This is a genomic window from Mesomycoplasma hyopneumoniae J (genome assembly GCF_000008205.1).
Lineage (GTDB): Bacteria > Bacillota_I > Bacilli_A > Mycoplasmatales > Metamycoplasmataceae > Mesomycoplasma > Mesomycoplasma hyopneumoniae.
On record NC_007295.1, the window covers coordinates 871,936 to 897,405 of the forward strand.

14 protein-coding genes and 2 rRNA genes are annotated in these 25,470 nt (G+C 31.0%); 8 read left to right on the top strand and 8 right to left on the bottom strand.

Annotated features, from left to right (window positions below; translation table 4 throughout):
• Positions 1–5 precede the first annotated feature (5 nt).
• Complete coding sequence (locus MHJ_RS03510; RefSeq protein WP_011284384.1) at positions 6–3,917, bottom strand: P97 family adhesin; 3,912 nt, start codon at positions 3,915–3,917, stop codon at positions 6–8.
• 548 nt (positions 3,918–4,465) lie between these two features.
• Between MHJ_RS03510 and MHJ_RS03515 the strand changes: the two genes are divergently transcribed.
• Together MHJ_RS03515 and MHJ_RS03995 are read left to right on the top strand one after the other, a co-directional pair.
• Entirely contained in the window at positions 4,466–5,320 is an 855-nt protein-coding gene (locus MHJ_RS03515) for an ABC transporter transmembrane domain-containing protein (protein WP_011284385.1), read from the top strand.
• Entirely contained in the window at positions 5,320–5,454 is a 135-nt protein-coding gene (locus MHJ_RS03995; RefSeq protein ID WP_269076327.1) for a hypothetical protein, read from the top strand. The genes MHJ_RS03515 and MHJ_RS03995 overlap by 1 nt, the downstream gene beginning before the upstream one ends.
• A 308-nt stretch (positions 5,455–5,762) precedes the next feature.
• Here the strand turns inward: MHJ_RS03995 and MHJ_RS03520 are convergent.
• Positions 5,763–8,666: ribosomal RNA gene (locus MHJ_RS03520) — 23S ribosomal RNA — on the bottom strand.
• A gap of 493 nt (positions 8,667–9,159) precedes the next feature.
• A 16S ribosomal RNA gene (locus tag MHJ_RS03525) occupies positions 9,160–10,690 on the bottom strand.
• The 16S and 23S rRNA genes sit together here, the layout of an rRNA operon.
• Positions 10,691–11,240: 550 nt before the next feature.
• On the opposite strand from MHJ_RS03525, the gene MHJ_RS03530 reads away from it, so the two are divergent.
• The 6 genes from MHJ_RS03530 (at position 11,241) to MHJ_RS03555 (ending at position 19,391) form a co-directional block, all read left to right on the top strand.
• Positions 11,241–11,855, top strand: coding sequence for a BC85_0335 family putative methyltransferase (locus tag MHJ_RS03530; protein ID WP_011284386.1), 615 nt, complete (start codon positions 11,241–11,243; stop codon positions 11,853–11,855).
• 40 nt (positions 11,856–11,895) lie between these two features.
• A complete protein-coding gene (gene greA, locus MHJ_RS03535; protein ID WP_011284387.1) occupies positions 11,896–12,378 on the top strand; it encodes a transcription elongation factor GreA in 483 nt (160 codons plus the stop codon).
• The gene (locus MHJ_RS03540) at positions 12,378–13,940 is read left to right on the top strand and encodes an MATE family efflux transporter (RefSeq protein ID WP_044284735.1); all 1,563 of its coding nucleotides are present in this window, start codon (positions 12,378–12,380) and stop codon (positions 13,938–13,940) included. Before greA ends, MHJ_RS03540 begins: the two co-directional genes overlap by 1 nt.
• A gap of 80 nt (positions 13,941–14,020) precedes the next feature.
• On the top strand, positions 14,021–14,986 hold the full coding sequence (locus tag MHJ_RS03545) for a hypothetical protein (RefSeq protein WP_011284389.1): 966 nt from the start codon (positions 14,021–14,023) through the stop codon (positions 14,984–14,986).
• Between the two features lie 12 nt (positions 14,987–14,998).
• Positions 14,999–16,912 (top strand): hypothetical protein, encoded by a 1,914-nt coding sequence (locus MHJ_RS03550; RefSeq protein ID WP_011284390.1) that lies wholly within the window; start codon positions 14,999–15,001, stop codon positions 16,910–16,912.
• 10 nt (positions 16,913–16,922) lie between these two features.
• The gene (locus MHJ_RS03555) at positions 16,923–19,391 is read left to right on the top strand and encodes a valine--tRNA ligase (protein ID WP_011284391.1); all 2,469 of its coding nucleotides are present in this window, start codon (positions 16,923–16,925) and stop codon (positions 19,389–19,391) included.
• Between the two features lie 6 nt (positions 19,392–19,397).
• Here the strand turns inward: MHJ_RS03555 and MHJ_RS03560 are convergent, their stop codons facing one another.
• The 5 genes from MHJ_RS03560 to rpmH all read right to left on the bottom strand — a co-directional run bounded on the left by MHJ_RS03560 (position 19,398) and on the right by rpmH (position 25,470).
• On the bottom strand, positions 19,398–20,477 hold the full coding sequence (locus MHJ_RS03560; protein WP_237697224.1) for a hypothetical protein: 1,080 nt from the start codon (positions 20,475–20,477) through the stop codon (positions 19,398–19,400).
• The gene (locus tag MHJ_RS03565) at positions 20,455–23,058 is read right to left on the bottom strand and encodes a hypothetical protein (RefSeq protein WP_044284736.1); all 2,604 of its coding nucleotides are present in this window, start codon (positions 23,056–23,058) and stop codon (positions 20,455–20,457) included. Before MHJ_RS03565 ends, MHJ_RS03560 begins: the two co-directional genes overlap by 23 nt.
• 93 nt (positions 23,059–23,151) lie before the next feature.
• Positions 23,152–24,981 (bottom strand): membrane protein insertase YidC, encoded by a 1,830-nt coding sequence (gene yidC, locus MHJ_RS03570; RefSeq protein ID WP_011206527.1) that lies wholly within the window; start codon positions 24,979–24,981, stop codon positions 23,152–23,154.
• On the bottom strand, positions 24,971–25,309 hold the full coding sequence (gene rnpA, locus MHJ_RS03575; protein ID WP_011284394.1) for a ribonuclease P protein component: 339 nt from the start codon (positions 25,307–25,309) through the stop codon (positions 24,971–24,973). The genes yidC and rnpA overlap by 11 nt, the downstream gene beginning before the upstream one ends.
• 17 nt (positions 25,310–25,326) lie before the next feature.
• A complete protein-coding gene (gene rpmH / locus MHJ_RS03580) occupies positions 25,327–25,470 on the bottom strand; it encodes a 50S ribosomal protein L34 (protein ID WP_011206529.1) in 144 nt (47 codons plus the stop codon).

The window sequence follows — 25,470 nt, forward strand, 5'->3', positions numbered from 1 at the left end:
TATTTTTACTTCGCCGCTTTAGCAGCAGCTGCTGCAGGAGCACTAGAAGAAGATCCTGAATTTTGGCTTTCCATGTTTGGCATTTGCATCTCTTGCTTACTTGTTTGCTGATTTGAGGCCTCTGCTCCTTGATAATCATCTTTTATAAGTCTAACTTGGAAGAAAAATGCTGACTGGGGAACTTGGCCTTGGGAACTTGTTTCTTTTTGTTCCTTTTCCTTTTCTTTTTCCTTCTCTTTCTCTTTTTGTTCTGCTTGCTGTTTTTCTTTTCTAACCACCCTTAAGTGAACAATTTTAGCATTTTCTGCATAAGCATCATCGCGGATAGTTACAACTTTGAGATCATAGTCTTTATTATTTTTATGGACTATCTCTTGGATTTTCTTAAATGGTTCAAGAGACTCAAACCCTTGACTCGAACCAGTCTGACCCATTTGTTGGCCATTATTTGTTGTTTTAACTTGATCTCATTCATTTTGTTTTAGATAGAAAATTGAATAAGCTGATGGGATAGATAAAACTAATTTATTCATTAATTCACGTTCTTGTTTTTCTTTAACTCCGATATTAGAACTTGCAAGATAAAGCTTGATAATTGTTTTAGGGGTAGTATAAACTACTTTCTTAGTAGTTTTATTATAAATTTTATAATAATAAGTTAGTTTATATTCAACTGCATTCTCAGGTTTGTTTGTATCGGTTTCAGAAGAAGATGAAGAAGAAGAAGATGAAGATGAAGAGGATGAAGAGGATGAAGACTCAGTGTTATTAGCCTCTTTCTCAAATTGTATTTGATAGTCAAGATCTTCGTCTTGGAGTTGACTTCAACTTGCAAAATTTAATCTTTTAGCCTGATAATAGAAAGCTAAAAGTAGATCGGCTAAATTATCAAGTTTTGCTGTATTTTCCAAGATGAATTTTTTATTTTCTTCAGGGATAGATGAGCCCTTCTGTTCTGTACCTGAGCTGCTGCCACCATTATTATTTTCGGTCCCTAAATACTTTTTAGACTCTGTTTCATATTTTTTAACTATAGCCTCTATTTGAGATTTAAGGCTAGTTAATTTACTTAGAAGATCTTGCTTTGTAGAAGTGGTCTTAGCATCTGAAGAATCACTTGAATCTGATTTTGAATCACTTGAATCACTACTTTGGGTTTTAATATTTAGATCTAAAGGTTGAATTTTATTAAGTTCACTAAAAATCTTGGTATCGCTTATCCCAGCGGATAAAAGATTTTGATAATCTGCTAATTTAGTTTTTGCCTCATTAGGTAAATATAAAGTTGACATCCATCCACGTTCGTGGAATTTTAAAAACTGGTTATTAAAGGAAAATCCATAAATTCCTTGGTTATTACTTGATTTATCTATAAGTTTAATTGCCTTAGCTCGTCTAAAGATGCCATCCTCTTCGATCTGATTAAGATCTAATTTTTCTTCAGGACCAATTAAATTATTAGCTCTTGCAATTTCAAATAAATATTGAAGAACTTCTCTTGGATCTTTCTGGACTAAATTAGCATAAAAAGCAAGAACATCATAATCTTCTTTTAGGAATTTATTAGATTTTAAGTTAACAAGTTTATAATCTTTTGCTAATCTTTGATCTGATCTAAACTGGGAAATATCTTTTAGACTTGGGAAATTTTGTTTTCCAACTCAAGCATCTAAAAGTGCCTCGTTAGCACGAAAATTATACTTATAAGTAAACTCGGAACTAATTATTTTTTTAATTTCCTCAAATCTAGGATTTGGCACTCCTATATTTTCATCGAGATTTTTAGGACTAGTTGGACTAGGACTTGAACTTGGACTAGCTGGACTTGGACTAGTTGGACTAGGGCTTGGACTAGTTGGACTAGAATTAGTTGAATTTGCGTCTTGCTGTTGGAACTCCGTTGCTTTAACTTGAGAAACAGATACTGCTTGACTTGTTGGCTGACTAGCTAAATTCTTATCCCCATCAATTAGAGCTTCTAGTTCTTGTTTTGAAATAAAAGCAGTTAGTGTTGGGAGTTTAACTTCTTTAATTTGTTCGGTTTGTGTACTAGATCCAGAAGAACCTTGGGTGCTAGTTCCTGGTAGTTCACTGAGTTGATAAACTAGTTTCTGATTTAGATCGAGTTCTTTTTGGGTATGTCCTACTTTTTGGTCTTTTGACTCAGATGTAGTTTCCTTTTGGAAATAAGGGATGATGAAAGTTTCTGTTTTTGATTTTAGTAAAACATTATCTGAATCACCAAAGAAACTTGATCAAAGACTAATTGTTACTGGAATTTCAATATGGCTTGTAATTCCATCTTGAGCATCCCTTATTTTTGCATTTGCAATATCAAAAGTATATTCAATCCCTTGATTATTACTAATGTATTTCTTTAGAACGCCAAGATCAATTCCAATTTTATTAGATAAATATTCAGAATTAATTTTTTCTTCTAGTTTTTGTGATTTAAGTTTATTAGACCTATAAAATGTTTTATTAAACTCTTTAAGAAAGTCTCTGGCACGTTTTGTTCTAATTTTAAATGATTTAGATGGATCAGGAGTTGCCGGTTTTTGGACTGGAGCTTTAGGAGAGCTTTGAATTTGAGCTTTAGGCTGAGTTTGAGCATTAGGCTGCGGCTGAGATTGAGGTTGACTCTGAGGTTGAGGTTGTTGTTGTTGTTGTGGATTCGAACTTTGCTGACTAACCGGAACTAAAATTCTATTTTCTTGCCCTTGATCTAAATTGGATCAAGCTGACACACTTGCTTTAACTTGCTTTGGTTGCGAAGAACTTGTCTGTGGAGCTACCTTAAAGTCGCTAAGCTGAAGTTTGCGCATGGTTATTTTGCTTAAAATTTTATCAATTTCGGCAAAATAAGTTTTTTTAATCTCGGTTTGTTCACTTTGAGGTTTTTGTGACTTTTCTGGGGCTTGACCTGGTTTTAGATCGGTTTCAAGATTAACAACAAATTGATCAACTGGAACTAATTTAATCTCTTCCAGCATTTCTGCTTCTTCAATATTAAGGCCACGAAGTTCAAATTTAGCCTCATTTGTGAGTCTTGCTTTTATTAAAAAACTTGGTTCAGAATTAGCACTTAGACTAATAAAATCATTTGTACCAGCACGTCTTGTAATACTAAAGTCAAAAATTTTACCTTTTTTAAAAGGTAAAACATTATTAGGATCATCTTTTAATTCATGAATATATCTTTGAAAATCAGGGAAGTATTTCGAAATTCTTGAAATTGCCTCTTCTTGGTTTCCGGATTTGTTAATATCTGCGGCAAAATCTTCAACGCGGGTAAGAAAAGGAATTTTTTGTGATGCTAATGAGGTTTGACTTGAAGAAAAGTCGACTGAAAAATCAGTTTCCCGAAGATTTTGGATATTTGTTTGAAAACTTTTGGTGATTTTTCTATGATTTGCATTAAAATCAGCTAAGGCAAACTGGGAACGTTGAGCATAAGCGATTTTTTTACTTAAAATTGATGAATATGCGGTATAATTATTATCTAATTGGTGTTTTGCCCGAAATTGAAGGGTAAATGTTTGATTTTTATCATCAGGAATTAAATTAATAAACTCAAAAAAAGGTTTATTTGGGGCAAAACTGACCTCAAATTTCTGAATTTTTGAATTTACCGCTGTATAAAAAGAGATAAATTTATTAAGATCAATTCCGGGTCTTAATTTTCCTGTTTCATCGAAAAGTAATGCTTTTATTTGTTTATATGTAGTTGAATTATCAAAGACATCGGATTTAAAGGCAACATTATGAACTTTTGAAACTAAACTTTCAAGTTCAGCGCGGGGATTTTCACCTTTATAACGAATTCGCGTTACAAGCCCAACTGTTGTTGCAAATACTGCAACTCCGACAATGGCTGTTGCTGTTACTAATAATGAATTCTTATTATTCTTAGCCATATTTCTCCTTATATTATTATAATAGACGAAGTGATACAATAATTATACTATAGAAGTTAAAAATTAAAAAAATTTCTCCTAATTATTTTTATTTTGAAAAATAATTTTAAGGTAAAAAAATGTTCTGAAATTTCTTGATTGGTTTTTATTTTAAATTATAACATAACAAAATAAAAAAACAAGTTTTTTCGTTGAGAGTAAAAAAATTATTAATATTTTTAAGCTCTAGACCAAAAACAATAGTTGACAACCAAAAGATTTGCCAAATTTATCTAGAAATTTCATTTTTAAACTAATAAACTTAAAAAATAACAAAAAGTTTTTTATTTAATTTTTGGTTTAACCCTCATTATTTATTACTTATTATTAATGTTAACTTATTTCATATCATTTATTAAAAAATTCTATTAAAAATTTTTGTTATAATTATTCTTTTGAAAAGGATTTAAAAAATTCCGAGTTATAACACAAAAATTTATAATTCAATATTAGAAATCTCAAAAATTTTTGCTTAAAATTTAATCAAAAATTTTACCTAGGAGGTTCATATGCGTTTTAACAGGCTTTTTAGTCTAGCAAAACTTAAATTTACAATTATTTTTTTAGTAATCTTTATAAAAGAGGCGGGATTTCTAACCCATATTTTTAGCTACAAGTTTATTTTTGAGTATTTTTCAGAGAAAAACCCTACTTTTAACCTAAATTGGTCCCTAATTTTGTTGCTAATGCCGCTTGCCATTTTTATCATTTTTACTTTTTTGAAAGGATGAATTTTTAGTTATTTAGAAATGGAAATACGCAATAAATTAAGCGATATTATAATCAAAAAAATTCAAAAAAGTAATTATTCTGACCTAAAATACAATAAAAATGCAATGCTTTCCTGATTTAATTATGATCTCAAACTCGGTTTGAATGCAATTGAAAATCTTTTAAATATTATTTCACCGCTTGTTTCTATTATCACTGGAATTTCTTTGATGATAGTTTTATCACCGCAATGAGGTTGAATTTTAATTGTTACTACCTTAATTCTAAGTTTAATTTTACTAATTTTTCAAGGGAAAATTAGTAATGCTGCTTCAAAACCAGTGATGAAACTATCAAGTGATAGTGAAGCTTTTTCAAACTATAACCTCGGTCTTCTTAACTCTTTTAAATCATTTTTCTTTCATAACAAAAATGAAAAATTTAAGCAACTTTTTTATAAAAGTTATGAAAATTTATCCAAAGATCAAATAAAACAATATAAGAAATTAACTAAATTAAATGTAATTCTAACTGTCTTATTTAGTATTTCGATTGTGATTGTTTTAACTGAATTAGCTTCGCAGAGGGCAAACCAATTATCATTCTTGATGAAGCTTTTTCCAATCTTGATAAGAAAAATCTCGAAAATCTAGTGAGTTTTTTACTTGATCAGCAAGTTACACTACTATTTATCCTTCATAATTTAGATCAAGAGTTAGTTGCTAAATTTGATTTTTGCTTAAATTTTTCAGAAAATCAAATTTTTCTTCAACCTGTAACTGACTAAATTAAAAACTTAGAATTAACGAAATAACGTATTTATGCAGAAAACCTGGGTATAAAATTCAGGTCTTTTATATTTTTGCCAAAAAAACAAAAAACCCCCTTGAGAGCGAAGGAGGTACGAAAAATCTCAAGGGGCATATGAATGAATGCGTTACTACTATAAAAAAATTTTTTGCAGTCTTTTTTTTTTTTTTTTTTTTGTTTGTTTTTTGAGGGAGCCCAAAGGTGGCCACTACAACTCCCTCAAAACTGAATAGTAATTTTTTGTTTTTAGATTGAAATCGATTTGTTAAAATACTTTAAGAATCAACTTTTTAAACTTTGAATTTATTAGTATTAGTCAGCTGAATGTATTGCTACACTTACACCTCTAACCTATCAACCTCATGGTCTATAAGGAATTTCATAAGGAATACTCATCTTTGAGGAAGCTTCCCGCTTAGATGCTTTCAGCGGTTATCTTTTCCGTACTTAGCTACCCAGCTATGCCTTTGGCAAGACAACTGGAACACCAGCGGTACGTCCACTCCGGTCCTCTCGTACTAAGAGCAGCTCTCATCAATATTCCAACGCCCACATCAGATAGGGACCGAACTGTCTCACGACGTTCTGAACCCAGCTCACGTACCGCTTTAATTGGCGAACAGCCAAACCCTTGGAACCGACTTCAGCTCCAGGATGCGATGAGCCGACATCGAGGTGCCAAACCTTCCCGTCGATGTGATCTCTTGGGGAAGATTAGCCTGTTATCCCCGGGGTAGCTTTTATCCGTTGAGCGACGGCCATTCCACAATGAACCGCCGGATCACTAAGTCCTGCTTTCGCACCTGCTCGACTTGTAGGTCTTGCAGTCAACCACACTTTTACCTTTATGCTCTGCATATGGTTTCCGACCATATTGAGTGTAGCTTTGAACACCTCCGTTACTCTTTAGGAGGCGACCGCCCCAGTCAAACTACCCACCACGCACTGTCTCTCTTCCTGTTAAGGGAAGCAGGTTAGAAAATCAATTTATTAAGGGTGGTATTTCAAGGTTGACTCCACAAGGACTAGCGCCCTTGGATCGACATCTCCCACCTATCCTACACATAATAAACCAATTCTCAATACGAAGTTATAGTAAAGCTCCACGGGGTCTTTTCGTCTTGATGCGGGTAACCAGCGTTTTCACTGGTACCATAATTTCACCGAGTCCAATGTTGAGACAGTAGGGAGATCATTGCGCCTTTCGTGCAGGTCAATAATTAGTTGACAAGGAATTTCGCTACCTTAGGACCGTTATAGTTACGGCCGCCGTTCACCCGGGCTTCACTTGAATGCTTTGCCAATAGGCTAACATCTCCGCTTAACCTTCGGGCACTGGGCAGGCTTCACCCTCTATACTTCGGTTTACACCTTTGCAGAGAGCTGTGTTTTTGATAAACAGTTGCCCCCCCTATTTTACTGAGGCCCTTTAAGAAAAAGGGCATCCCTTCTTGCGAACGTACGGGATAATTTTGCAGAGTTCCTTAACATTGGTTTTCTCGCTCACCTTAGAATACTCATCTTGGGGACGTGTGTCCGTTCTTGGTACAGGTTGTTATTGAATTAGCGCTAGAGACTTTTCTTGGAAACAGAGAGTCATTTAATTCGGTACTTGAGTCTCCTCTTCCCTATGCATCACAGCTTGAAATTAATGTCATACGGATTTGCCTATATAACTTTCTTGACTGCTTACCCCACAATCCAGTAAGTGGTAAAACTATCTTTTTTCGTAATCCCATCACTCCAATAACAAGTATCGGAATATTAACCGATTATCCATCGGATACGCTTTTCAGCCTCTCCTTAGGCCCTGACTAACCCTGGGTGGACGACCCTTGCCCAGGAAACCTTCCCCAATAGGCGTCGAAGATTCTCACTTCGAATCGTTACTCATTCCGGCATTCTCACTTTTAATTTCTCCACTAGTGGTCACCCTCTAGCTTCAGCGAAATTAAAACGCTCTCCTAACGTAAACTTAAAAAGTTTACCCGCAGCTTCGGTATTATGTTTTAGTCCCGTTACATTATTGGCGCAAGATCTCTTGACTAGTGAGCAATTACGCACTCTTTAAATGGTGGCTGCTTCTAAGCCAACATCCTAGTTGTTTAAGAAATTTCACAACCTTTCTCACTTAACATAATTTTGGGACCTTAGCTGACGATCTGGGTTGTTTCCCTCGCGAGCGCGGACGTTATCACCCACGTTCCGACTGCATAGATAAGATTAATGGTATTCGGAGTTTGATTATAGTCAGTACAGCTAGGTGCCGCCATTCCACATTCAGTGCTCTACCCCCATTAATTAGATTCTATACGCTAGCCCTAAAGCTATTTCGGAGAGAACCAGCTATCTCCAGGTTCGATTGGAATTTCACCGCTATCCACAAGTCATCCGGGCACTTTTTAGCGTACTACGGTTCGAACCTCCACTTTGTGTTACCAAAGTTTCATTCTGCTCATGGATAGATCACCTGGTTTCGGGTCTATGTCAACAAACTTAACGCCCTATTTAGACTCGGTTTCCCTACGGCTCCGCTTTAATCCGCTTAACCTTGCTTGTTAACATAACTCGCCGGACCATACTGCAAGATGTACGCCATCACACATTAACGTGCTTTGACTACTTGTAAGTAAATGGTTTCAGAATCTATTTCACTCCCCTCTCGGGGTTCTTTTCACCTTTCCCTCACGGTACTAGTTCACTATCGGTGTCTGATTAGTATTTAGCCTTACCAGGTGGTCCTGGCAAATTCAGACAGGGTTTCACGTGCCCCGCCCTACTCAGGATACATCTATGAGATTATATAATTTAATATACAGGGATATCACCTTCTATGTCAAAGCTTTCCAACTTTTTCTACTATTATATAATTTTCTAACTCAATTAAAATGTCCTATAACCCCGTAAAAACGGTTTGGGCTCTTCCCATTTCGCTCGCCACTACTTTGGGAATCATTATTTATTTTCTTTTCCTGTTGCTACTAAGATGTTTCAATTCGCAACGTATCTCGCTGCTTTAATTATGAATTCATTAAAGCGCAATCTAGGTTTGCTAGATTGGGTTCCCCCATTCGGAAATCTCCGTATCATAGTTTATTTCCAACTCCACGAAGCTTATCGCAGGTAATCACGTCCTTCATCGACTTTCAGACCCAAGGCATCCACCAAATACTCTTATTTATTTAAAAAGTTAAAACTATTTTTGAGTATAGCCTATTTTGAGATAATATATCTTAAGGTATTTTAACAATTTTAGCATAATCTTTCTTTTTAATTTTTTAATTTTCAAAAATTAAAAAGCAAAAATAAACTCGGTTTAATTTTTAAAGATCATTAGAATATTACCTGATTTTTCAATCAGAATAAAATTGTTACTATTCAGTTTTGAAAGAGCTGTTTTGCCTTTTGGCAATTTTTTTTGTTTTGAGAGCTTTAGAGCCCTCAAAACTAGGTATATAGTCCAATTTAAAATTTTACAACAACTAGATTAATAAATAATTATAAATAAATAAGGAGGAAATGAATTAAAAAAATACAAATAAAATCTATAAAAATCTTTTAATTTAATAAAAAGAATAAGAATAAATAATGAAAATGATGTTAAAAATGTAAAAATTTAGAAAAAATTTAATCTAATAAAAGGTGTGAATAAATTTATGTTTTGTTTTTGGTTTTTCCGTAGAAAGGAGGTGTTCCATCCCCACGTTCTCGTAGGGATACCTTGTTACGACTTCACCCCAGTCATCGGTCCTGCCTTAGGCAATGGTCTCCGAAGTTAACTCACCGACTTTGGGCATTACCAACTCCCATGGTGTGACGGGCGGTGTGTACAAAACCCGAGAACGTATTCACCGCAGTATAGCTGACCTGCGATTACTAGCGATTCCGACTTCATGAAGTCGAGTTGCAGACTTCAATCCGAACTGAGACTACTTTTTTGAGATTAGCTTGACATCACTGTTTTGCTGCTCTTTGTAGTAGCCATTGTAGCACGTGTGTTGCCCCACTCGTAAGAGGCATGATGATTTGACGTCGTCCCCACCTTCCTCCGGCTTGCGCCGGCAGTATCTTTAGGGTTCTCAACTAAATGTTAGCAACTAAAGAAAAGGGTTGCGCTCGTTGCAGGACTTAACCTAACATCTCACGACACGAGCTGACGACAACCATGCACCATCTGTGATCTCGTTAGCCTCGGCTATATCTCTATAGTTTTGCGAGAATGTCAAGAGTGGGTAAGGTTCTACGCGTATCATCAAATTAAACCACATGCTCCACCGCTTGTGCGGGTTCCCGTCAATTCCTTTAAGTTTCACTCTTGCGAGCATACTACTCAGGCGGATCATTTAACGCGTTAGCTGTGTTAGTGACTTTTGCCACCAACTAATGATCATCGTTTACGGCGTGGACTACCAGGGTATCTAATCCTGTTTGCTCCCCACGCTTTCGTCCCTTAGTGTCAATATATGACCAGTTAGCTGCCTTCGCCTATTGGTGTTCTTCCTAATATCTACGTATTCCACCACTCCACTAGGAATTCCGCTAACCTCTTCATAATTCTATTTTGCCAGTATCTAAAGCGGACTAAAGTTGAGCTTTAGCATTTAACTTTAAACTTAACAAAAAACCTACGGACGCTTTACGCCCAATAATTCCGGATAACGCTTGCGACCTATGTATTACCGCGGCTGCTGGCACATAGTTTGCCGTCGCTTTCTAATAAGGTACCGTCAAGACTAGAGCATTTCCTATCTAGTTTTTTCTTCCCTTACAACAGCAGTTTACATCCCGAAAGACTTCATCCTGCACGCTGTGTCGCTCCATCAAGCTTTCGCTTATTGTGGAATATTCCTTACTGCTGCCTCCCGTAGGAGTCTGGGCCGTATCTCAATCCCAGTGTGGCGGTACAACCTCTTGGCCCCGCTAAACATCATCGTCTTGGTAGGCTTTTACCCTACCAACTAACTAATGTTGCGCACCCCCATTTCTTGGTGAAGCTTGAAAGCTCCTTTGAATAAAAATTCATGCAAATTTTTATCATATCCGGTATTAGCCACTGTTTCCAATGGTTATCCCAGTCCAAAAGGTAGGTTAGGTACGTGTTACTCACCCATTTGCTACTAAATATTTTAGCGAACTAAAATATTCCGTTCAACATGCATGTATTAAGCACACAGCTAGCGTTTATCCTGAGCCAGGATCAAACTCTCATGATTGCGTTTAATTTACAAATTACAAATTGGATTTTTTATTATATACCTAGTTTTGAAAGATCTAAAATTCTACTCACCGTTTTTTTGCGGTGTAAAGATAATTGTACCATAAAAATATTTTTTTCTTTTCTTTTTTTTTTTTTTTTTTTTATCTTCCCACTAACTACAAAAACAAATGGCACCAAAAACGGCGGCAATTAATATTATACACCATTTGCGAAAAAAAAGAAAAATTTAAGCTTATATTATATAAATAAAGGATTTTGGGGGTTTTTTGGCCAGGAAAAATGACCAAAAAGGTAAAAAATTAAGATTTTCTCTAAAGAACAGCGAAAAAAAATTTCCCTTAATTTCTGAAATTAATTATGTTTTTCTTTAAAAAACATTAAAATAAATACTTTTTTCTTGTATTTTTCAATTTTAATGTTTTTTTGTATTTCCTCAAGAAAAACATAATTAAAATTAGGAAAATTATGTATTTTTTCCTAATTTTTTCTTTTTTTTCAGAATTTCTACCAAAAAAAGTATAATTTAATAAACCGAGGCAAACAAGATGCAGAACTGAAAAATAATTTTATTGGCCACAGGAATTTCCGCTTTGATCACCAGTTTTGTCTCGATTTTTTGAACAAGATACAGGAAAGACCAATTAATTAAAAAATATACTTCTGAATCAGAAGGCGAAAAAATAGAAAAATTTCCAAATTTAAAAGAACAAGTTCTTGAACTCAAAAGTGAAATTTGACTTTTTGAATCTCTTGAAGTTGTTCTTTATAAAATAAGCAAGGAAAATTATAGAAAAAATCTTTTCCTTGAAAATGACGGTTTAGTCGCTTGTCTTATCCAAAAAAATATCGAAAATACTGCAAATATAGTTGCTGTTGAGTATTTAAATCAAGAAAGATTTGACAAAAACCTTGAAAAATTAGCGGTTAGTGGCCTTAATTTTGCTAGTTTTTTTGAACCTTTTTTTGATTTTATCCTAATTTCGGTTAAAATTGAAATAACTGAAATATTAAAGTTTTTGAAAATGCTTAAAACTGACGGAATTTTGATCTGAAAATACCAGAAAAATCAACGACGAAAAATTTTAAGATACTTAAAATCGCAAAAAATCGTTTTTGATGAATATTTTTACTACGATTTTTTGCTAATTAAGAAAAAATAAATTAAAATTTAATGACTACCACCAAAAAAAGGAGTATAATATGAAAAACATAGTTGATGACAAAATCCTCTTGACCCAGCAAAAACTTGAGGAAATTGAAAAAGAGCTTGAACATTTAATCAATGTCGAGCGCGTGAATGTAATCCAAGAAATCAAAGATGCCCGTTCACAAGGTGATCTTTCAGAAAATGCCGAATATGATGTTGCTCGCGAAAAACAGGGTATAATTGAATCGCGAATCCGTGAATTGGAAACAATTATTTCCAAAGCAAAAATAATTAAGGCCGATTTAGGGTCAAGCAGAGTTTCAATTGGCTCAAAAGTTAGCCTTGAAAATGTTGAAAGTGGCGAGATTCAAACTTTCCAAATTGTCAGTTCAATAGATGCTGATCCTTTTAAGAGCAAAATTTCTAATTTTTCACCGATTGCACAGGCTCTTTTAGGACAACACCAAGGTGATGAAGTTGAAGTTGATGTAAATGAAAAATATTCTGTAAGAATTTTGGAAGTAATTAACGAATAATGCGTCTTTCAGTCCGTCAATTTTTCCCTGATTCGGCTGAAAAATGAAAAAAATTTGCTAAAATTGTAATTCCAGTTATATTTGCTACACTTTTTATCTCAATAAATAATTTTATTGATAATTTTATGGTATCACAAATAAGCGGAGGAATTACTGCCGTGGGGATAGCTAATGTCTGAACAGCAATAATTTTTTCCTTTATTGTCTCAATTAATTCGATTGGTTCAATTATTTTTAGCCAATATTGGGGGAAAAAACAAAGAAAGCTAGCCAGACAAGTTAACAATATCCGGTATATTTTAGCAGTCACAACCGTTTTGATATTTGCAATTCTTGCCTGGATAATCCCAGATCAAATGCTAAGTGCGGTTCAGCGAAATAAAAATTTGACAAATTTGGATAAAAATATTTTTGAAGAAGCAAAAAGTTACCTATTTATAATCGCTTTTTCGTGAATTTTGTTTGCCTATATTGTCACTTCTTCAGCAATTTTGCGTGAAATTGGGATAATGAAAATTGCGCTTTTTTTTACTTTGCTGACCCTAATCTCAAATGTAAGCCTAAATTTAGTGCTAATCCCGAAAATGGGTGTTGCTGGTTCAGCTCTGGCAACGGTAATTTCCCGTTGTATAAGCGCAATTTTAATGACTTTTTACATTTTTTTCTATAAAAAAGATATCAGAATAAGCATTTTAAAGCTGTTCAAAATTGAAAAAAAAATTTGAAAACAGTATTTTCGCCGGTTTTTCGGGATGAATTTAGTAATTATTACTTCACTTATTATCTCAATACGTTCGATTTTATGAGCACAAAGTTTACCGCCGGGATCAATTGGCAGCGATGACGGGACTGGTTTTTATAAATATTGGGGCATCGGGTTTCTGACAATTTCCGGAATAGTAATGACAATTGTTAACATTTTACTAGCAACTTTTACATCAATTCAGACCAGTGTCTCAATTGTTGTCAGCCGCAATTTAGGTCAGGATAAAATTGAAAAAGCGCGAAAAAACGCGGCAATGTTGAAAGGTTTTTTATTTATTGTCTCCCTTGCAATGTCAATTTTAGCACTAATTGTTGTAATTATTATCACAAAAACTAACTTAATCACAAAGGGATTAGAAATTCAGGTGCAAAAGGGGATGGAAAATTATTTCACTGAACACAATTTAGCAATAAATCTAGAAATTATCCAAAAACAGCAGGGTCTGGCAACTAATTTTTATCTTAGTCAAATTTTTTGAATCTGCCTTTTAATAGTTTTTCTAAACCCAATTTGAGTCCAAGTTAATTCCTCGCTTAACATAATTCAGGCTGGCGGTCGCGCAAATTTTGCCAGTTTATGTGACTTTTTTATCGGAATTTCCCAGTTTTTATGGCAGCTTCTTGTTGTTTTTGTATTTTTACCGTTACTAAAAGATGTAAAAACAAAACTGTTTTTTTCAATGTTGATTTTTTATTTTTCTGATATCATAAAGTGGATAATTTATGAAATTTTATATCTCAAAACTAACTGAGCAATAAATTTAACTCTAGAAAAAACGGCGAAAAAAATACTATAATTTCTTTACTTTTTTTTATTTTTAGATTATAATTTATAATAATATTAATAACTAAAAATTTCAGATAAAGGAGAAAGTTCATGCCTAGATTAACAAATATGAAAATCTCTTTTGTCGCTATCTTCATATCGATTGCGGTAATTATGTTAATAATTGGGGTAAGATTAGCTCCTTTTGCCATCTTGCCTAATTTCCGCCTTTCAATTATCGGGTTGCCGATTAAAATAACCGGGTTTATTTTTGGGCCAATTGTTGGATTTTTAACTGGATTACTCGCTGATTTAATCACTTTTTTGTTCATCCCGGGGGTTTATTCTTGATATTATACCCTTCATCTTTCGCTTGCTGGGTTCATTCCTGGAATTTTTTTCTGATTTTTTGTAATTAAAGGGAAGAAATGATTTGAGAAAAAAAGTATTTTAACTCGTTTAGACCAGAAAATTTTTGAACAAAAACAGAAAATTTTTGATTTTACATATTATAGAATCGCTAACAACCAAAAAGATGAAAATTTAGAGCGAAAAATGAAGCAAAAATTACTTTTTTTACAAAAAAAAGTAAAGAGAGTTGAAAGTTGGCAAGAAGAAAAATCACTGCTGAATTTTTATTGAATTGCCAGTAATTTAATCCTGATTTCAATTGTAGTAACAACTATTTATGTTGTTATGTTTAGCTCTTCAATTGATTTTAGTCAGTCTCGTTTTATTTCCAGTAAACTTTCCTTTCTAATTTTAACACTTTTTGGGACAGTTTCAATGATAATTTTCCTGCTTTTGGCGAGATTTATTAATTTTTTTCGAAAAAATGAAAGATATTTAACAATCGCGCCAATTGTTGTTTTTTCCGCGCTTCATGAACCAATCGCAAGCATTATTGGGGCAAGAGGAGATGTCCAATCTGGGGCACTAAACAATTTTGATACCGCTTTTTTAAGCCACATCATCGTTTCACCTGTAAAAATTTGAATTAATTTATCAGTTATTTATTTTACAGCAAAAGCGGTTGTACCACTTGTTTATAAAAAATTTTCTTATTCTATCACTTAAAAAACGGCTAATATGACTAATTTACATCAGGAAAAACGTAAAAAACTGCTTTTTCATAATATAAAAAATAAATACTGAAACTATTTTAGCCTAGAATTAGAGGCAAATCAAGGCAGTTTTATATATTCTTCAGATAAGAATTTTTTTAATGAATTTAAAAAAATTCTTGAAGACGAAAATAGTTATAATGGTTTTATTCTCGAAAATAATGAACCTTATGAATATCAGAAAAACACTTGTTTTTCGGATTTTTTGACAAAAAAATTTTTTGAGAAAAATAAAAATAAACTTGTAATTGAAGTACTTTTATCACTTTGAAGAATTGAACCTTTTAAAATTAAAACCAATACAACTAGAAGATACATTCAGTATTTAAGTATAAAAAATGTTGAAAATTTTTTAAAAATGTTTGAAAATGAACTAAATTATCTTCTCGAAAACCGGGCACAAGCCTTCAAATTTATTGAAAAAATTGCAAAAATCAAAGAAGAATACCAAATTTTAAACAAAAATTTTTATAATTTATACCTAAAAACAGAGCTTAAACCGAATATTGAACAGGAAAAATTAAATGAAAAATTAAAATTAAGCATACCTTATCCCGAAACTAAGTTTGAGAATTTAAAATTTAGCCAAACATACGCACAAATTGCGCTTCAAACTATTAAAAATGATATAAAAAATGTCATAAATCATCATAATAGTCTGATAAATTCATTTGATTCTGACCCTTATAAAATCAAAATTTTTATTACTGGTTATAATTGTTTTCTTGATTTAATTAAAAGAAGTGATAATTTTCGCTGATTAAGTTCATTGCAAATTTATGAAATTTATTTCAAATTTGAGCAATGACTAATAAAACTTTTAAATCAGAAAGCTCTTGAAAATATTTTAGGTACCCAAAATTTTTTCAACAACACTTTTGCAGAAGAATTTTGGGGGTTCTGAAAACAAAACAGCCAGCAAAAAATTCTTGAAGAACGAAATAAAAAAGCCCAAAAACACTTTAAAGTCAAGAAAATAAACTCTTTTCACAAGGAAAATCCCTATTATCAAAATTTAAAAACTAACAGCAAAACTCTCCTTCGGGCAAATATTTTATGACAACACGAAGTTATAAAAATGGAAAAAAAGTTGCGAAACAAAAATTTTCAAAACTCTTTTTTTATTAAAAGGATTTGAGTTTCTTCAATTGAAAACAAATTAAAAAAATTAAAAGAAAAAATTTCAAAAGTTGAGTATGAAAATCATTTTATTTTCTTAAAAGATGCATTAAGTGATTTAAAAAATTTTTTCTACTTAAAAAATTTAAAAAAAATTGATGTTTTCCTTAAAAAAAATCAATTTTTTATTTTTTGTTTTGATAACAAAATAAATTTTGATATCCTTTATAAAAAATATGGAGTTCTAACTAATGATGACCTATTTTTTTTAGAAACCAAAAAAATGCAAATGGGAAATTATTCGAGATTTTTATTTGATGAATATTCATTTTTACTTGAGACAAATTATAAACAAAAGCTTTTTCAGCACTTTTTCAACAATGGCGAAAATTCAGCTCAACTTTTTATTTATTCGCGCAGAACAATAAAACCAATCAGGGATTTTAGTATAATTTTCATCGAAAATGGAACTTTAGTTGAATATATTCGCGAAATCGATCTGCCACTCACGCCAAAAACATCTTTTGGAAAATTTTTCTATCAGAATGGTACTTTTGAACGCACAAATTTACCGCTTTTAGAAACACAATTATACAAACAACTCCAAAACGAAGTTTTTCAAAATAATTCTGGCGGAATTAAAAATAATTTTGAATCTTTTATAAATTCCTGAATTCCAATAAAAGAATTTAAACTCGAATTTGATAGTGAGAATAAAAAATATTCGCTAAAAAAAGATATTCTTGTAATTGATTTATAAAAGGATTTTTATGAAAAATAAATATGATTTTAAACTTGTAGAAGAAAAAAGAAATGAAAAATGACAAAAAAAGGGCTTTTTTATCGCCCCAAAACAAACAAAAAAGCCTTTTTCAATTATTTCTCCTCCGCCAAATGTAACCGGACAACTCCATCTTGGGCACTCTTGAAACGCTTTTATCCAGGATTCATTAGTCCGTTACCACAAATTACAAGGTTTTGATGTTCTGCTTCTACCCAGTGTCGATCATGCCGGAATTGCCACGCAAGTAAAAGTTGAAGAGGATTTAGCAAAAAAAGGGATTAAAAAATCTGATCTTAAAAGAGAAGAATTTATAAAAAAATGTTATCACTGAAAAGAAAAACAATATTTAAAAATCAAAGAGCAATGAGATAAACTGGGAATTTGTTATGATTTTTCCAAGGAAAGATTCACCCTAGATCAGGATGCTCAAATTGCTGTAAGTGATTTTTTTATCAAATTATGAGAAAAAAATCTAATTTATCGCGGGCAAAAAGCGATAAATTGAGATATAAAATTACAGACTGCAATTTCTAATATCGAAGTGATCAACAAACCTGTTGAACAAAAAATGTACTATTTAAAGTACTTTTTGGAAAATTCTAATGAATTTTTAACAGTTGCTACTACCCGAATCGAAACGATATCCTCTGATGTTGCCCTGGCAATAAACCCAAAAGATAAAAGATATTTGCACCTGGTTGGCAAGAAAGTAGTCCACCCGCTGACAAAAAAGTTAATCATAATTATTGCTGATTCAAATGTTAGTTCCGATTTTGGATCTGGGATAATGAAAGTTTCTGCTCACTCAATTCTTGACTTTGAAATTATGGAAAAACATAATTTAGAATCAAAAGATTGCATCGATAATTATGGTAATTTAAATCACGAAGTGCCAGAATTTCAAGGTCAAAATCGTTTTTTTGCCCGCGACTTAATTGCAAAAAAACTTGAAAAAGAAGGATTTTTAGCTAAAATAGAAACTGTTATTTCAAATGTTGGTTTTTCCCAGCGCAGTGATGAAATTGTTGAAATTCTAAAAAAACCACAGTGATTTGTAAAAATGGATGAACTTGCTAAAAGTTTAATTTCGCACTTAAATTCAAAAGATAAAATTAAATTCTACCCCAAGAATTTTGAAAAAAACCTGCGAAAATGATTTGAAAAAATTCATGACTGAACGATTTCACGGCAACTTTGATGGGGCCACAGAATTCCTGTTTGATGTAAAAATGACGAATTTAAAGTACAAATTGACTCACCTGGTCAGGGTTGAATTCAGGATGAAGATGTTCTTGATACTTGGTTTTCTTCCGGAATTAGTGCTTTTGCTTTTCTTGGTTGACCACAGAATTTCGATCTAATTAAATCATATTTTCCGACAAGTTTACTCGTGACTGGCTGGGATATTTTATTTTTTTGGGTAGCGAGAATGTATTTTTCATCACTTTTTATAATGAAACAAAAGCCTTTTGAAAAGGTTTTGCTCCACGGTTTAATCCGGGATGAAATTGGGAGAAAAATGTCAAAATCTCTCGGAAATGGCTTAGATCCGATGGAAATAATTGAAAAATATGGCTCAGATACGCTAAGGCAGGCATTAATTTTCAATTCTAGTCCTGGAAAAGACATCAAATTCAACATTGAAAAGTTAAATACCGCCTGAAATTTGAATAATAAAATCTGAAACATTGCAAAATATATTGCAGATTTAGACACTTTTTTTGCAAAACCTGACCTTATTGACCTTTGAATGGAAAATAAAATTTATATTTTAAAGCGGCAAATAGTAAAAAATATAAAAAAATATAATTTTAGCGTGATTGGAACTGAAATAAATAATTTTATCTACGGGGATTTTTCTTCACGTTATATTGAATTAATTAAAACTCGTAAAAACGGGTTTTATGCTCGCAAACTTTTGAGAAAAGTTTTAATTATTTTACACCCGTTTTTACCATTTTTAACTGATTTCTTGATGGAAAAAATTTTCAAAATGGAAATTTTAGAACAAAAAATGCCTAGAATTAGACAGTTTAAAGAAAACCAAAAAGTTGAAAATATCCTTGAAATTATAGATAATTTGCGAACTTATAGAGAAAAATTTCAAATTTCTAAAAAAATAATTTTAGAATATTGTATAATTAATGACAAGTTTTCTAATGCTGAAATCGACATCATAAACAAACTCACCTTCGGAAAATGGCTAGAAAATAAAGAGTTAGTAATTAAAACAAAAAATTTTGAAATCGCAATTAAAGTTCCTGAAGAATTGAAAAAAGAACAAAAAGGGCGCGAATTAAAAGAAATTCAATTTCTTAAATCAGAAATTTTAAGGGCTGAAAAAATCCTTACAAATAAAGGATTTTTAGAAAAAGCTCCTAGAGAAAAAATAGATTTAGAACGAACTAAACTTGAAAAATTAAAGGAAAAATTAGTTTTTTATGAGAAAAAGTAAAGCTTTTTATTCAGATTTTTCAATTAAAATTGAAAAATCTGAATCAAATACTTCTTCTTTTCCTTCAAAAGGAACAATAAATGTTTGAGTATAAAATCTAACAAAAGGATATTCAGAATTTTTATCTTTTTGTTCAGTATTTTTTTCAAAAAAATCATCCGGATTTAAATTTTGTTTATATTCTTTTGCTTTATAAATAAAATTCATTACAGAAATATAGGAATTTAGCTTGTTTTTTGCACTTCTTTCTTCATGCAAATTATCATTTTTTCTGTGAAGTTTAAATTTTATTATTTTTTTAGAAGAATCTAAACTATCAAAAATTAACTTATAATTTGGATAGGCCTTATTATCTTGAAATCCAAAAACGTTAATTTCGCTTGAATTAGGCTCATTGCTTTTTTTCTCTCGGAATGCAAAAGAATTTATCATTTGATTGACATTTATTTGCAGATAATTTTTTTTATCCGCCGAAATAATTCCTTTTTTTAAAATTTTCACTTCAACAGATGAATAAGGAATTAATGTACTTGGCAACTTTGTTTTTTCCCTATCGATTACAGTTTTTTTACCATTAAGTTCCAATGCAGAAAAGCCAATTGAGGTAGGAATCATAAAAACATATCAGAAATCCTTGAATTTTTCGTCAACGTGAGGTATATAAATTGAATTTGAATCCTGATTTAAACTTTTCTTTTTTTGTTGTAATTGCCTTGTATTATAATATCGATTTATGAAATTAAGGTAGGTTATTTCTGTTTTTGGACTAAATTTTGTAGTAAATTCTGGCATTAATTCTAAATTTTTCCCACCATTTACAGCCGAATTTAAATCAAACAAGAAGAATTTAGCATCTTTATCTTCATATATTTTCTCATTATTTTCTGGACTTAATTCAATTAAATTCGGTGAATTTACTATTTTTTTTAATTTTTTCGCATTCTCAATACCAGTTTGACTTTCTCTTGAAATATTTAACCCGAAATGGGTTGAACCACAACTAACTAAAACAAAAAAAGCGCCACCTAAAAAAACAAAACTAGGCAAAAAATAATTTAAATTCTTATATATTTTTAATTTTTTCATAGTCGAATTTAAAAATATTTAAGCGTTTTGATCCCTTAGTTTCTAAAAATTCCTTAACCATAACAGAATAAGAATTTGATCTAAAAATTATCTTTCTTTTCTCGGGTGAAGTGAAATTTCAAAGCGAAAAGAGAACCTTATCTACAAAAATCCGGGGATTTTCAAGAATTTTTGTTTCAATTTGGTTAGGTAAAAATCATTTATTGTTTAAATTTTCTGATTCTAGCAAGGAATTTAACTTCTCTGAAAAGTGTTTTCAAGATAATCCTGTATCACAAATTTGATATTTGGTAATATGTGAATATAAATTATCTCTTTCTAAATATTTAATCTCTCAATTTTCAAGAAAATCAGGGTAAAGATCAACAAAGTCCCTATCTAAATTAGAATTTACTGTACCAATAATTGTAAGATTTCCGGGGATAAAATTTTTTTCCTCAGGATGAGAAAATATATAGAAAGATAGATCAAACTGCGAAATTCCGAGCAAACTTTCACCGTTTTCTCCGCGAATAAAAAGCGGTTTTAAAGGAGCTAATGTGATTTTTGCGGCATCGTTGTCGATATTTTCAAGAATTAAGCAATATTTTTTTTCTGGATTTCAATAAGCCTTGTGTAAAATTCTTGCAAAAGGACCAGGGATAAAGTTTAATTTTTCCTTAGAACCTAAAACAAAATCATTATAACCGATAAAACTTTCAGGGTTATAATCATCAAAAAAAGTCACTATTTCATAGTTTTTTTCGCTGATCTCTGTTTTACATAATTCATTTTTAATCTTAGAATAAATTAAATTTGCCGAAGGGGAAATTAAGAGCAAGTTTTTCCCACTTTTTATTATTGTTTTTTTAGGCTTTAATATAATTTCGTGATTTTTCTTATGAAAATCTAATATATTAAAAAAATTTTGCTTAAAATTAGTTTTATTTAACATGTTTTCCAAGGAAAAGTTAAATAATTTGTTAATTTTATGAATAAAATAATTATAGTAATGTTCCTTGGAATTAACTGATTTTGAAATTGGATATTTTGAAATTTCCCTTTGCATTTCCTGTTTTGCTTGGTATAATAACGGAAGTGAAGGAACTTTTTTATTAGTATTAGAATTATTTTTTTCGCCTTTATTAAGATAATTGCTGTTGATTTTAACAACCTTTTCTTGTTTTGAAGAATCTATATGTTCAAGATTTTCTTTTTCTAATTGGATGTGATTACAACATTTTTCAGCTGCGCATATTTCACTTTGTGCGTTATCTTGCAGATTTTTTTCTCCAGATGGTTCAGAAATTTTATTAAAATCTCTTTCAAATTGATCTTGGTAAAAATTACTGTAAAAACTGTTTTTTTCTATATTGTCTTCATAAGTTTTTTCAATTTCTTTTTCAACAACATTTTGTTCTGGACAACAATTTTGTTCTAAATTATTAGAAATTATGCGAATATCGCTCTGTTTTTCTTGTATTTTTTCTTCAATTTCAAGTTTTTCAACTGAATTTGTGGAAGTTAAATCTGCATTTTCAAGAGAAATTTGGTGACTTTCTGCTTGATCCTTATCATTAAAATTTGCGGGTAATTCTGATAAATCAACTTTATTTTCTTGACTATTTTCTAAAATAGCTTCTAATTCAATATCAACTTTTTCGGGGTTATTTGAAATTGTAGTTGAAATATCTTGATTTATTTGTGTTTCTTGTAAGGAATTTTCTAAATTTTTCTGCACTTGGTTTTCTAAATGATTAATTGATGCTTTAAAATTTATAGTATTATCATTTTTTTCATCAAGATTATTTGACTCTTTTTGCATAAGAACATCAACGATATAATCGTAATTTGCTTGTGAATTTTGGGTTAAATAATTTGATCATTTTTCAGAATCTAACCTAATCAAACTTGCTTTTTCAAAATTATAACTTTCCAGCTGATTATTACATCTTTTAATTAATTCATCAATCCTTGAATATCAGTGATCATAAAGTTTTATTTTAAAAAAATTAATGTTATATTGTTGATTTTTTCCCCGAGATGATAAAACTTCAAAAAAAACTCCTGAAATTAAAATATAAAAAATATGATCTTTTTGTTTTAAATTGTAACGGAGTAATTTTATGTTAAATTCAGCGCAAACTGGTTCGCCAAAATTAAAATTTTGAAATATTTCATCAACAGAAACAGGAGAATTGTTCTGTTTTTTAAGCAATTCAAGCGTCATTTTAAAAATATGACGATATTCATAATTGATAAAACTAACTAAATTAAACAAAATTATGCTGATATATTCTCTAATTTTAATAATCCCACTGTTTACTAATTTGGCTAATATGTTAATTTTTTGTTGTCCAGGAGTTAAAATATCTGTTTTTGTCACTCCTAATTGTGCTGCTAATTTTAAGTGTTCATTTAAATCGCCAATTGGTTTTCAATTTTTATTTTTATAAATTTTTAATCATTTATTTTTAAAATTTTGATTAATTTCTTCGTTATTTAAAAGAAGTGCACGGATTAAAATTTCTAAACTTTCGGCTTTTCTAAGGTGAGTGTTTGAAATAAGTGACCAAATACAAGGTGTGATTTTGTTTTTCATTATATTTCTCCAGATTGATTTTTAAACGTTTTTAAACTAATAAAATTTTACTAAATTTCAAGTAAAATTTTAAAAAAATGGGGATAATTTTAATTAAACCCATTTTTTTCTTTCCAGTCAGGGACGCATTTTTTCACGATAAAAATTTGATTTTTGCAAATAAAATATCCCCAATGTTTGTAAAATTTCCCATATTCCCCCAATAATTCAATAAATTTGAAGGGATGCCTGGAAAATTACCCCAAAAAATATGAAAATAATGGAAACTATGCGCTGAGTTTTTTGCTGTTTTTTTAAAGTCTCATTTTCCTGCACATTCATTATCCGATTCGACTTTTTTTTGTTTAAAATTTTTGGGATAATTTGCTGCAATGCCTGCACCAAAACCGTAACAATTATTATGGGTAGATAAATTCAATAACCTTCAAAAAGTTTTTGATAGGAGGTTGCAGCTAATTCCAAACCTAAAAAATAAGTAACTTTAAAACTTGGAATTCCCTGCAAAGCTCGCCAAACTGCTATAAAAATCGGCATTGTCACCAAAATTTGTGAAAATGGGGAAAAAGGGGAAAAGTTATTTTTTTTATATAAATCAACAATTTCCTGACGGTGCCGCTGCTGCATCACCTTGTTTTTCTTGTAATTTTCGTATTTTGCATCAATTTTTGCCTTTTTAAGTTGCAGTTCCATCTGTTTGTTCTGGCCAAAAATTGTTTTAAATCTAAAAATAAATGAAATAATTTTTGTAAATACTACAACTGCTAAAATTGATAAAATTGTTATCCAACCCGACCATTCGTACAATGACTGCGAGGCGGTAACTCAAAGGATAATTTTCGATAACGGGTAAACAAAAATTGCATAAAAAGGGCCTAATTTTCAGGATTCTGCTCAGGAAACAATCGGAAAAGCTGGAATTTTGTTTTGAAAAGCAATATTTTTTGCTGCACTTTCATCGTTATTATTCCAACTATAAGTTTTATTTTGGATATCAATCCGGGAAAAATTAGTTGGAAAAACAAGTTTTTTTACTAAATTAGCGTATCCAGAAAGTATTTTTTCAGTTTCAGGGGAAACATCTTTTCCTGATTTTTGCTCAAATTCTGCAATTGCTTTTTCAAGTTTTCCTTGAGAAAATTGCGGTAATAAAATTAATTTGTTATAAATTACCTGAAAAACATCACGGGCAAAAATTGCATACGACCTATTAACGGGCGGAATTTTATTATCTAAATTAAAAAAATAACTATCAATTTTCTCGCTAATTGCAGCATTTTCTGAACTAGATTTATCAAAACTATAAGTATTTATGGGTAAACTTTTAACATCTCGCAGTTTTTCAAAATATTGTTTATCAGATTTAAGGCTAAAATATTTTGGTGATGGAATTTTAATCTCTGTCCAATTTGTTTTTTGCTCTATTGAATTTTCTGAGGAACTAAAAAAAATAAATTCATTATTTTTATCCCCCTTTAAATACTCAAATTCATTTTCGCCTTTTTGAAACATTATCAGTGAACTAAATTCACCAAATTCGGCATTTTCGTTTTTTATCTGTTTTCTTAAAGCATTGAGAATTTTTTCTTGATTTACTTTTTTATTATCAGCTGATACTAAAAAATTATTATTTTTTGTAACTATATCAATTCCAGGTAAATCTTTGTTTTTTGATTCCCTAAAAATTGTGTAATTTGGAGTTATTTCTTCTTTTGAATTATAAAATTCGAGCGCTTCACCGGGATTATAAGAAGTTTTTACAACCATAGACTGAATACAACCAGTTAGGGAAATTCCAAAAATAATTGTATAGAAAAAAATCTTTAAGAACTTAAAAAAACCTTTAAATTTAAAGGTTTTTTTATTTTGATTATTTTGACTTTGGAAATAATCAAAAGCTTTAGGTCGGATTTTTCTATTTTTCATTTCTCTTTAATTCTTTAAAAATTTTAGCTAATTTTTGGTATTTGGTTTCAAAGCTTAGGGGTAAAAAATTCTTTCTCGCAATTAAAACTACACGAAAATTTAAAAAAATCTCCCCTTTTTTCCACAATATATAAAGCGCATTTTTAATTTGTCTCTTATAGTAATTACGTTTGACTGCGTTTGCAAACTTTTTTGGTACTGAAATCCCAATCTCAAAAAAATCACTTTTCACATAATAAAATATAAGATAATTAGTGACAATTTGATTTTTTTTGTTAATTATTGCTTGAAATTCCCAATTTTTTTTAATACTACGAATTTTTTGCAAAACTATCTCAACAAAAATTATTTATCAGAAACAGTTAGTCTTTTCCGACCTTTTGCGCGTCGTGCAGCAAGAATTTTTCGCCCGTCGGCTGTTGACATTCGCGCGCGGAATCCGTGTGTTTTTAAATGTTTTCTTTTATTTGGTTGATAAGTTCGCTTCAT